General features: G+C 47.8%; 10 protein-coding genes. 4 read left to right on the plus strand and 6 right to left on the minus strand.

The genetic code is table 11. The features are described 5' to 3' along the window. Positions 1–143 precede the first annotated feature (143 nt). From ACHUFM_RS14180 to ACHUFM_RS14195, 4 genes are all read left to right on the plus strand, one after another. Positions 144–1,007, plus strand: a complete 864-nt coding sequence (locus ACHUFM_RS14180) for an ABC transporter ATP-binding protein (RefSeq protein WP_394182952.1) — start codon at positions 144–146, stop codon at positions 1,005–1,007. After that, positions 1,004–1,975 carry an ABC transporter substrate-binding protein gene (locus tag ACHUFM_RS14185; RefSeq protein WP_394182954.1) on the plus strand — a complete coding sequence of 324 codons (972 nt, stop codon included), beginning with the start codon at positions 1,004–1,006 and terminating at the stop codon, positions 1,973–1,975. Before ACHUFM_RS14180 ends, ACHUFM_RS14185 begins: the two co-directional genes overlap by 4 nt. Then, a complete protein-coding gene (locus tag ACHUFM_RS14190; RefSeq protein ID WP_394182956.1) occupies positions 1,972–3,030 on the plus strand; it encodes a FecCD family ABC transporter permease in 1,059 nt (352 codons plus the stop codon). The genes ACHUFM_RS14185 and ACHUFM_RS14190 overlap by 4 nt, the downstream gene beginning before the upstream one ends. A 67-nt stretch (positions 3,031–3,097) precedes the next feature. Further along, positions 3,098–4,183, plus strand: a complete 1,086-nt coding sequence (locus ACHUFM_RS14195) for a PA0069 family radical SAM protein (protein WP_394182958.1) — start codon at positions 3,098–3,100, stop codon at positions 4,181–4,183. Positions 4,184–4,199: 16 nt separating this feature from the next. Here ACHUFM_RS14195 and ACHUFM_RS14200 read toward each other — a convergent pair whose 3' ends face one another. From ACHUFM_RS14200 to ureE, 6 genes are all read right to left on the minus strand, one after another. Beyond that, entirely contained in the window at positions 4,200–5,114 is a 915-nt protein-coding gene (locus tag ACHUFM_RS14200) for a response regulator transcription factor (RefSeq protein WP_394182960.1), read from the minus strand. A 12-nt stretch (positions 5,115–5,126) separates the two neighbouring features. After that, on the minus strand, positions 5,127–8,534 hold the full coding sequence (locus ACHUFM_RS14205; protein WP_394183124.1) for a hybrid sensor histidine kinase/response regulator: 3,408 nt from the start codon (positions 8,532–8,534) through the stop codon (positions 5,127–5,129). Between the two features lie 10 nt (positions 8,535–8,544). Further along, positions 8,545–9,129, minus strand: coding sequence for a HupE/UreJ family protein (locus tag ACHUFM_RS14210; RefSeq protein WP_394182961.1), 585 nt, complete (start codon positions 9,127–9,129; stop codon positions 8,545–8,547). A 13-nt stretch (positions 9,130–9,142) separates the two neighbouring features. Next, positions 9,143–9,790, minus strand: a complete 648-nt coding sequence (gene ureG, locus ACHUFM_RS14215) for an urease accessory protein UreG (protein ID WP_394182963.1) — start codon at positions 9,788–9,790, stop codon at positions 9,143–9,145. 82 nt (positions 9,791–9,872) lie between these two features. Continuing rightward, complete coding sequence (locus tag ACHUFM_RS14220) at positions 9,873–10,550, minus strand: urease accessory protein UreF (RefSeq protein ID WP_394182965.1); 678 nt, start codon at positions 10,548–10,550, stop codon at positions 9,873–9,875. Further along, the gene (gene ureE / locus ACHUFM_RS14225; protein WP_394182966.1) at positions 10,531–10,971 is read right to left on the minus strand and encodes an urease accessory protein UreE; all 441 of its coding nucleotides are present in this window, start codon (positions 10,969–10,971) and stop codon (positions 10,531–10,533) included. Before ureE ends, ACHUFM_RS14220 begins: the two co-directional genes overlap by 20 nt. Positions 10,972–11,080 lie beyond the last annotated feature (109 nt).

Raw genomic sequence — 11,080 nt, forward strand, 5'->3', positions numbered from 1 at the left:
TGTTCACCGAGCATCACGTCTTTATAGTGACGCCAACAAAATAAACGACTTTTTTCCGTTTAAAGTCGACTCCTATTGAGTCTCTTTCCATTATGGTTTATTTTGTTATATTATAACATTTTAAATGTGAGCCAGATACCTTAATGTCCACTAAGCCGCCCTCTACCCATTTGGCCTCAATGAGCTTATCCATCATGGATTTGTTTCAATCATGCCGCCCTGCCAGCATGCAGCTTAACCATGTCAGCTGGACTCAGCCTAAAGCGCAATCCGCTTTTTTGTCTGGACTGAATCTTGAAGTGAAAGCAGGGGAATTGTTAACCATAGTGGGACCAAACGGCTCAGGAAAAACCAGCTTGCTACGTTGTTTATACCGCATGAATCCCCCCGATCAAGGTGAGGTGCTGTTAGACAACCAAAGTATATGGTCACTATCCGCCAAACAATGTGCTCAACGCATTGCCACGGTATTACAAGATGCTGGTCACGTCCTTGGATTGAGCGTCTTTGAAATGGTAGAGATTGGCTTAACGCCTAAATCTTTAAGTTGGAAAAGCAACCAAGAAGATCGTCAAATCATCGATAAAGCGTTAGCCGCATTAAACGTACTTAGTCTGAAAGAGCGTCGTTTTGAAACCCTATCTGGTGGTGAAAAACAGCGAGTCATGATTGCCCGCGCCTTAGCCCAACAACCTGATGTGTTAATCCTAGACGAGCCAACCAATCATTTAGACATTCGCCACCAACTGGAAGTATTGGAACTGCTCAAACAACTCCCTTGCACTGTCATTGTTTCATTACACGATCTGTCCCTGGCTGCAAGCTATGCCGATCGCATTCTCATCATGCAAGCCGGACAGATTATTGATTGCGCACCACCTTTAGAAGCCTTAACAACAGAACAAATTCGTAATGTGTTCAGTGTTGAAAGTGTGACCCACACTCAACCTAACACACCTCGTCCAAGCTATTCATTTCACTTAGAGAAAGACAAGGAACAAGCATGACCTCTTCTCAATTCGGCCAATGCGTCGCCATTAGCCTAACGATTGCCGCCAGTACTTTTAGCCTGTCTGCGAGCGCTCATGACTACCCAGTCACGGTACAAAGCTGTGATCGACAAGTTACTTTTGAAAAAGCCCCAACCGCGGCGGTTTCAAACGATGTGAACCTCACCGAGATGATGCTGGCGCTTGGACTACAAGATCATATTGTGGGCTTTACCGGCATTTCGGGATGGAAAACCCTTGCCCCTGAGCTACGTGAAGGCATAGGCGCACTGCCCGAATTATCAGCAAAATACCCAACCAAAGAAGTCTTATTAGGCGCGGATGCTGACTTTTACTTTGCGGGTTGGAACTATGGCATGCGTGTTGGTGGCGGTGTTACACCAGACACCTTAGCACCATTGGGAATTAAGGTGTACGAACTCACTGAAAGCTGCATCCACATTATGGATAAGGCGAAGGTATCCATGCAGGACATGTACCTAGATTTACTCAATCTAGGTCGTATCTTTAACGTCGAAGAGCGTGCCAAAAAATTGGTAGCAGGCTATCAAACGTCATTGGCAAATTTCCAAGCAGAGTTACCAAAGCTGGATCAACCAGTTAGAGTGTTTGTCTACGACTCAGGTGAAGAGCAACCTTTTACTTCAGGTCGTTTTGGTATGCCGACGGCACTGATCGAAGCCGCTGGCGGTATTAACGTATTGGATGATGTGGCGAAAAGCTGGACACAAGTTGGCTGGGAAGCGGTTATTGATCGTGCACCAGAGGTCATCATCATAGTGAATTATGGGCAAGTTACAGCACAGCAAAAAATTGACTTTATGCGCAGCAATCCTGCCTTCAAAGACATTCCAGCGGTGAAAAACAATCGTTTCGTGGTATTGGAATACGTGGAAGCCACACCGGGCCCACGAAACATCGCTGCCATAAAACGCCTTGCCAAGGCTTTCAGAGCGACACAATGAAGATCCAAAAGTGGCGTGTGATAAGTCGACTGAACAGCATGCCTATGTTGATTCTACTCTTGAGCCTGAGTCTGATCGTCTTTATTGGTATTGCGGTGAGCTTTGGCTCAGTGTCGATTCCTCAAAGTACCGTCTGGCAAATCATCGCTCATAAATTATCGTTACTCGACGCGCAACCTTATTGGTCAAAAGGTAAAGAAAGCATTGTTTGGGCAGTACGTTTACCAAGAAGCTTATTGGCGGCTATGGTCGGCGCGTCGCTTGCCATAGTAGGCGCTGCGCTGCAATCCGTGACCCGTAACCCTTTAGCAGATCCACACCTGTTAGGCGTGTCTTCTGGCGCGGCATTAGGGGCCATTGTGGCCTTGCTGCACACAGGCATGGTTCTCGGCGTCATGACGGTGCCTTTGTTTGCTTTTATGGGGGCTTTACTGGGTATCTTTATGGTACTCAGTGTGGCGAATTTTTCCGCCTCTTACAGCGCCAGCAGATTGATTTTATCCGGCGTGGCGGTGGCCTTTGTGCTCACTGCAATGGGTAACTTGTTAATCTTTTTAGGTGATCACAGAGCGGCACACACAGCGATTTTTTGGATGCTAGGCGGTTTAGGTTTAGCACAATGGCAACAACTGTGGTTTCCGTTGACAGCACTCCTTCTGGGCAGTGCTTACCTGATTTATCAAGCACGTTATCTCAACGCCATGATGCTAGGAGACGAAAGTGCTGCCAGCTTAGGCATCCCTGTCACCCGCTTTCGCCTTACTGTCATTATAGTCTGCGCCTTACTCACTGGCGCGGCAGTGGCTTTTTCGGGAGTGATAGGGTTTGTTGGCCTAATGGTGCCACACATCGTTCGACTTTTAGTGGGTGGTGATTATCGTAAACTGCTGCCTTTGAGTGCGTTACTTGGCGCTATTTTCCTCGTGTTGGCCGACACAGCAGCGCGTTCTATCATTCCACCAGAAGACATTCCTATTGGGGCTTTAACGGGCCTTGTCGGTGGCATCGCTTTTGTTATCCTGATGCGACATAAGCGACATACTGACTTTTCGTAAAAGTCCTTGCAGCAACACTGAAAAAGCCTAAAATACTGTACGCATAAACAGTATCTTAGGCTTTTTTATGTCGTCCTCGAACCCATTCAACTCACCTCTAAAAGGTCGCGGCACCAGTAACCTTCTGACCGGACGCTTTAGCAAACAGCAAGTTACTCAGGATATTAATGAGGACACTCTGATCGCCCGCGAGTCATGGCATCCGCAAACTCAAGTACACTACGCCAAAGCCAAAAGCATCATCAGTCGCAATCAATCCCCTGATGTGCCTTTTAATCTTTCCATCAACCCTTACCAAGGTTGCGAGCATGGCTGCATTTATTGCTTTGCGCGCCCTACTCACGCCTATCTGGACTTGTCCCCTGGACTAGACTTTGAAACCAAATTGGTGGCAAAGACCAATGCCGCGGAGTTATTCGCAAATGAGTTGGCCCACCCTAACTATCAGTGTGAACCCATTGCCTTAGGCATCAATACCGATGCCTATCAACCCATTGAAAAAGACTTAAAAATCACCCGTGCTTTGTTAGAAGTAGCCTTAGCACACAAGCAGCCTATTTCCTTGATTACCAAAAGCGCCTTGATTCTTCGTGACATAGACATCTTAGCGGAGATGGCAAAACACCGACTAGTCCACGTTGCCATCAGTGTGACCACTCTAGATAAGGATTTGAAACGAATTTTAGAGCCCAGAACCGCATCTGGCAGTAAGCGTCTAGACATCATTCGGGCACTCACCGACGCTTATATTCCTGTTACTGTACTGGCCGCGCCTGTGATCCCTTTTATTAACGACCATGAGTTAGAAAGCATAGTGGCCGCAAGCGCAGAAGCTGGCGCACAATCCATTCATTACATCCTGCTGCGTTTGCCTCACGAAGTAGCGCCCCTGTTTGAAGAATGGTTACACCAGCATTTTCCACAACGGGCCGGTCATGTGTTACAACGCATTATGGACATGCGCGGTGGCAAGCTTTACGACAGTCGATTTGGCAAACGAATGACCGGAGAAGGTTTGTTTGCTGACATCATTAATCAGCGCTTTCGCATCGCTCGTAAAAAGCATGGTTTGAGCGATCAGCGTCATGGTTATTTAGATTGTTCAGGGTTCAGCTTGCCACCCCAAACCGGCGATCAATTTGGATTATTTTGAGCGAAATCGGCTCAACTTACTCGGCATTGGCTTGGATACGAAGCGCCACACCGGCTGCCGAAGTTCGATTCTCCACCCCAAGCTTTGGAAAAATCTGCTCCAGATGCTTGTTAACTGTACGCGGGCTCATGGCCAGAATCTCGCCAATCTCTCGATTGGTTTTGCCATTGGCGATCCAATGCAATACTTGTGATTCACGCTCGGTTAACGACAAACGGTTACGCAACAGTTCCGCCCCCGATAAGCGCTCCCCATCTTCCAGTTTCACCAACGCTTCGCTTTGCTCCGTCATACCCAGAAACTTCAGTGTCAAAGGGTATTCTAGGTGAGATAAAGGCAAGCGGTTGCCCTCTTGCGGCGAATGATCCAGCCAATCTTTTACCAGATGGCTTAGCTGATCAGCTTGCCAATCAGGCGTGAGTCGTGCCTTAGCCATCAAAGCGTGAGTTTGTGGTGTGGCCCATGCAATACCGCCTGAGCGATCAAAGGTCATCAGATTTTGCCCCATGCTGTCCAAAGCAAACTGAGCATTGTTGTTTAAACGTGCATTCGATAAATGCACCTTCATACGCGCCAGCAATTCATTTGGCTGAATGGGTTTGGTGAGATAATCGACACCTCCTGCTTCCAAGCCTCGCACTATGTCATCCGTATGGTTTAAGCCAGTCATGAAGATGACTGGGATATTGGCCAACGCTGGATCTTGCTTGAGGGCTTTACAAGCCGTAAAACCGTCCATCACAGGCATGATGGCATCCATCAAAATGATGTCGGGGCGAATACGCTTAGCAATCGTTAAAGCTTGCTTTCCTTCTAAGGCAACCAGTACATCCATATGAGCTTGTTCGAGCGTATCGTGTATCAAACTTAATGCATCAGGCGAGTCATCTACGACCAGCACTATGTCATTATTGTGATTCTCACTCTTCATCAGCTGTTTATCTCATATACTTCGCTGTTGTAAATAGTGCGCAATACCATCGAACTGAAAGCCCTGAAATAGCACTTCCAATTGCGCCAAATGGTGGGCATCTAATCTGTCCTCTGCGGTAATCTGGTCAAGACATTCACGCACGCCTTTTTTGTAACCCATTTCAGCAAAAGCGATTAATTCACGAATGCTTTCATGATCTCGAATAGGCACTTCGCTGGCGACATCAAGTGTCTGTTGCTGGCTCAGTGTATCAGCTAATGGCATTAATTGATCTGCATCCTGATAGATCCACTGCACTGCTAACCAGTCTTGAATGGCTTCTAACAAATCCGTATTTTTCACTGGTTTTACCAAGTATTGATTGAATACTCTTTGCTCATCAGGCTGGCGCTGACGTTCCTGTACATCCGCAGACAGCATAATGATAGGCACCGAATAGCCTTGTTGACGCAACACTTTAGCCAGACTTAAACCGTCCATGCCCGGCATAGACACATCCAAAATAAACAGGTCTGGAGAACTGCTTAATACGTCATTCAGACAGCTTTCAGCATCCGGCGCTTCCTGCACATGAAAACCAAGTGGCGACAAAATATCCGATAATAAGCCACGTACGACGGGATCATCATCTACCAGCATAATACTGCGCTGATAACCCTGATAACCTACAATACGACGATTAACGGTCAAGCTCACATCCCCTTCGCTGACCCAAGGTAACATGAGGGACACTTTAAATTCGCTGCCTTCCCCTAAGGTCGACTTGGCTTGCAAATCCCCGCCCATAATCTCCGACAAGAGCTTCACTATGGTCAGTCCCAAGCCCGTCCCCGGCAAGTTGGCAGTAGACAAATCACGTACGCGCTCAAACGGGTCAAAAATTCGCTGTAAGTGCTCTTGTTTGATACCTAATCCGCTATCACGAATCACAAACTCCGCCACCTGGTTACGATAATTCACTTCAAATTGTACCTTGCCTTGCGGAGTGTATTTGACTGCATTAGAAAGTAGATTGATCAATATTTGTCGTAAACGTTTCTCATCGGTCACCACATGATTGGGCAAAGGGGCCAATATTTTCGCCTGGAATTGAATGCCTTTGGCTCGCGCTTGCATAGCAAACACACTATTAAGCTCATCGATCAGCTTCGGTAAGTTCACCGTATTACGATATAAGTCAAAGCGGCCTGCTTCTATCTTCGAGATATCTAGCAAACCTTCAATGAGATCAGCAAGATACAAACCACTTCGTTGGATAATGTCCAAGCCATTTTGATGCCCAGATGGGGTATCTTGTTTGTCTGACAACAATTGAGCATAACCAATAATGGACTGCAACGGCGTACGTAATTCGTGACTGATACCACTCAAATAACGACTTTTGGCCTCGTTTGCTTGCTCGGCTTGTTCCTTCGCCCCTTGTAATGCTCGGTCCGTTTCTTGGTGAGCCTCGATTTCTCGTGTCAGTTTTCGCGTTTGACGATTGGATTCTTTCTGTGCCACTACACGACTTTCATGTGCCAACAAAAACAGCCAGGACAATACGCCTGACACAATTAAGAGCGTAAAAAACAACGCCCACATGGTTTCTTGCAGTAATAGAGCCTCACTGTCATTGCTGGGTGACATTTGACGATAAATCAACATCATTAAGGCGCCGTTGATGATGTTAATCATGATCAGCAAGGAGGCAAAACGTCCCAAACGACTGCTGATGGCTTTCGCAATGCGCCTTGGCAAAAACAATTTGAGAAAATAATCACTCTGCTGAGAGATATTGGCCTTGGGCTTACAGCTGTCCAAACATCTGGAGTCCAACGAGCAACATAATGAACAGATCGGCAGCTGATAAGCCGAGCAATAACTCATGTCCTCCACTTCAAAAGTGTTCTCACAAATACCACACACTAAACTGTGACGAGGTTTTGCCGCTTCCACCAAGGGCACCAATTCCGGACTCTGTCGCGCAATGTAATACTTGCCCTTGGTCAGCCACGCAATCAATGGCACGCACACAAAACAAGTCGCAATGGAAATAAAATGACACAAGCTCTTCGCTACCTCACCGAACAAACCGAGATAACACAATAAACCTAAGCTGGTCGCCACCAGCATAGAGCCCGTGCCCACTGGATTGATATCATACAAATGGGCGCGCTTAAACTCCACGTCACGAGGGCTCAAGCCAAGCGGTTTATTAATCAACAAATCTGCAGACAAACTCGACAACCAACTCACCGCGCTGATGGCAAACACACTCAGAATGGCCCCAAGCGCTTGATAAATACCTAGCTCCATCAACAACAGAGCAATGGTCACATTAAACACCAGCCACACTACTCGACCTGGGTGAGAATGGGTCAACCGCGAAAAGAAATTCGACCAAGCAATGGAACCAGCATAAGCGTTGGTCAAATTGATCTTCATCTGACAAATAAACACAAACACAGCGGCGAGAATCAATGCCGTAGACGGCGAGGTGGTTAGAAACAAAAAGATGCGCTGATACAAATACGTCGGATCGGTTGCTTGAATCGCACTGGCCCCGTCGGTGATGGCCAAATAAGCGAGAAATGACCCGAGCAACATTTTAATGGCACCAATAAACACCCAACCTGGACCCGCCAAGATAAGCCAAAACCACCAGCGACGGCGATTGCTGGCATTCTTTTTCGGAAAAAAACGCAGATAATCCACTTGTTCGCCTATTTGCGCCATCAAGGCGAACAACACCGATGCGGCACCACCAAACAATATCCAATCAAACTGCGTCGTTTGTGGTAAATGCTGTGGGACAAACTCCGTCCAACCGGAAAAGTTCCGATACTCCTGACTCACTACCACACCAATGGCAGCGACCTGTAACACCAACCATATCCATTGTGTGCCGTTTTGAAAGCGGCTGATGGCGCGAATACCGTGGGTCACAATAGGAATCACAAACAAGGCAGATAAGGCATACCCCAAGGCCAGCGGAATCCCCAATAAGACTTCAAAAGCCGACGCTAAAATGGCCGCCTCAATGGCAAAGAAAATAAAGGTAAAAGTGGCATAAATCAGCGAGGTGATGGTGGAACCAAGGTAGCCAAAACCTGCTCCGCGAGTGAGCAAATCTATGTCTAAACCATGTTTTGCCGAATAATAGGCAATCGGAAAACCGGTAACAAAGAACACCGCTAGCACCACCAAAATGGCCGCTACCGCATTGGTAAAGCCATAACCTAGGGTGATCACGGCGGCCAGCCCCTCTAGCGCCAAAAAAGCGGCGGCTCCCAATGCGGTATGCCCCACCCTTTCGATGCTCATGGTATGACCTTGCTTCGCGGTATATCGCAACGCATAGTCTTCTAGTGTTTGGTCAGCGACCCACTTGTTGTAGTGTCGCCGTACCTTATAGATTTTCTGTGTGGCGGCCATATTAGCTGCGTTAGAAAATGGCCAGTGCCATACCGGCACCCGCAATCATACCGCCTAGCACTTGATTCATAGTTTGCACACCTTGCTGCTGGAACCAGCGCCCCATAAGAATGCCAAGGCCTTGAATACTCGCCGTTGCCAACATAAACCCTAGGCTATAAGACCAAGCTGAAGCGGTGGCTGGCATTTCCAAACCATGCGCGGCACCATGGAAAGTTGCAAAGCCCGCCGTCAACAAGAGACTCGACCAAAGAGGTACATGCTTTGCTGCAATCAATAGCGTGCCAAATACCATCACCGACAAGACAATGCCTTGCTCAATGAATGGCAAGGTCACGCCTATGTAAGCCAATACTCCACCGCCTAACATCAGTGCTATAAAAGACAGAGGCATCGCCCACAACGCGCGGCCCCCCATGTTTGCCGCCCAAACGCCCACGGCAAACATGGCCAATAAGTGATCCAAGCCAGTAAAAGGATGCGCAAAGCCTGCTAATCCCGCCATACCTTCGCCATGACCAGGATGCGCCACACTAAGAGAGGAAAACACAGCCAAGAATAGAGCCACACAGGATTTCGAGATTCGATATTTCATACTATTTCTCCGATTACACAACGGCTTTGGCAGGTGGCAAGCTTTTCGCTTCCAGCATGCCTTCTGAGACGATAAATTGAATGATGTCATCCAAACCTTGTGCTGCTTTCAAATTTGAAAAGACAAAAGGACGCGAACCGCGCTGCGCTTTGGCATCTTGATCCATCACCTCTAAAGAGGCACCGACAAGGGGCGCTAAATCGATCTTATTAATGATCAAAAGATCCGACTTAGTAATGCCCGGGCCACCTTTACGAGGAATTTTGTCTCCCGCCGAGACATCAATCACATAAATGGTTAAATCAGATAATTCTGGGCTAAACGTGGCGCTCAAATTGTCCCCGCCCGATTCCACAAACACCACGTCCAGCTCACCGTGACGCTCGACCAATTCATCAATGGCAGCAAGATTCATCGAAGCATCTTCACGAATCGCCGTATGCGGACAACCACCCGTTTCCACCCCGATGATACGATCCGCTTCTAGGGCTTCATGGCGCGTCAAAAATTTCGCGTCTTCTTGTGTATAAATATCATTAGTTACCACGGCGATCTGGTAATGCTCACGCATGGCAGAACACAAAGAACGCAGTAAAGCGGTTTTTCCTGACCCAACAGGACCACCTACGCCCACCCGCAGAGTTTGTTTTGGTTTTGTCATAAAATACGTCCTCTTTTGTGTGCTTATCTGTGCGCTTTTTTATAGAAACGGCGCCTTTGTTTAACGCTTAAAAAATCACCGATTACGAGCGAAACAGCCGTGTATACTGGGTTTCGTGCAAGCTACTGGCGATGGCCAGAGCCGGTAAACCAGCCCCTATATCATCTTCCTCTAGATTTTTTGCTATCTGAATGGCCTCAGAGATCACGGGTTGTAACTCACCCAATAATTGTTGCGCTTGCGTTTGCCCCAGCGGCACCAACTTAGTGGCCGCAGCAATCTGGTTTTCCAGCCAAGACCAAGTAAAGCCCAAGGCAGCAGTTTCAAACTCGATTTGCCAATGACACGCCGCCACCGCAAACAAGATGACAAAGCTAACCTCTTCAATGCGCTGAAACGGTGTCGCCATGTCTAGACTGCGCATCAAACGTGCTAAAGCTTCTCCCATGGCCGTATCGTTTAATCTCAGCTCTTTGGTCTCGCGGCACGCTAACACCAGATCGTTCAAAGCCACCAGCTTCGCTTCATCTTGTTCATAGCAAGCCGCCATGGCCAAACGCAAAATGGGTAAGTCCACCTGAGCAAAAGATTGCAACAACTGGACTTGTGTCCAATCCGCCACGTCGGCTTGCTTGCTCAACCAGCCTTTCTCAATGGCGTATTCCAAACCTTGAGAAAAAGCATACCCACCCACAGGCAAGCTGACACTGCTTAACTGCAGCAAGCGCAGCAAGGACTGATCAGTGGTGGTGATGACCATGACTGTAAGCTCCAGATTCTGGATTAAACACCGCTTCTTCATGGCTAACCACTAAGCCCAATAAATGCAGCATGTCTTCTAATACATGATCCGGCTTAATGCGTAACCAACGCTCGCCCACTTCCACTTTAGTGTGGCGATTGCCTAGGTGATAACAGGCTTTGGAAAATACCGTCCAATTGTCACAACTGGCATGGGCAACAGCTTCTAATCCACCTTCCACTTTAATGATCTTGCCACACTCAGAACGCAAAAATTCCCCGACCAATAAAGGTTTACCCCGCTCCAAAAAGACTCGAACAGTGTCACCATTGGCAGCCGTTAACTTCAGGCGACCACGCTCACGCTGCTCAGCATCCAAGGTGACTGTGGTAAACACCGGGTCATGGCAATGAGTGCCTAAACGTGTATAAATATCCAAATTCCTCTCCTATTAAACCCCACCCTAGCCCTCCCCTTTAAAAGGGGAGGGAACAGTTTGAGCGCCTCCCCTCAACAAAGGGAGGAAAACTATCTTACCCCTCCCCCTC

The sequence above is a fragment of the Marinomonas posidonica genome, assembly GCF_043643765.1.
GTDB lineage: Bacteria > Pseudomonadota > Gammaproteobacteria > Pseudomonadales > Marinomonadaceae > Marinomonas > Marinomonas posidonica_A.

What these genes read in the sequence shown, in the direction of transcription:
- ACHUFM_RS14200 (WP_394182960.1), bottom strand. Translation starts at nt 5,114, where the DNA reads ATGAAGAGTGAGAATCACAATAATGACATAGTGCTGGTCGTAGATGAC.
- ACHUFM_RS14210 (WP_394182961.1), bottom strand. Translation starts at nt 9,129, where the DNA reads ATGAAATATCGAATCTCGAAATCCTGTGTGGCTCTATTCTTGGCTGTG.
- ureG (WP_394182963.1), bottom strand. Translation starts at nt 9,790, where the DNA reads ATGACAAAACCAAAACAAACTCTGCGGGTGGGCGTAGGTGGTCCTGTT.
- ACHUFM_RS14190 (WP_394182956.1), top strand. Translation starts at nt 1,972, where the DNA reads ATGAAGATCCAAAAGTGGCGTGTGATAAGTCGACTGAACAGCATGCCT.
- ACHUFM_RS14180 (WP_394182952.1), top strand. Translation starts at nt 144, where the DNA reads ATGTCCACTAAGCCGCCCTCTACCCATTTGGCCTCAATGAGCTTATCC.
- ACHUFM_RS14185 (WP_394182954.1), top strand. Translation starts at nt 1,004, where the DNA reads ATGACCTCTTCTCAATTCGGCCAATGCGTCGCCATTAGCCTAACGATT.
- ACHUFM_RS14220 (WP_394182965.1), bottom strand. Translation starts at nt 10,550, where the DNA reads ATGGTCATCACCACCACTGATCAGTCCTTGCTGCGCTTGCTGCAGTTA.
- ACHUFM_RS14195 (WP_394182958.1), top strand. Translation starts at nt 3,098, where the DNA reads ATGTCGTCCTCGAACCCATTCAACTCACCTCTAAAAGGTCGCGGCACC.
- ACHUFM_RS14205 (WP_394183124.1), bottom strand. Translation starts at nt 8,534, where the DNA reads ATGGCCGCCACACAGAAAATCTATAAGGTACGGCGACACTACAACAAG.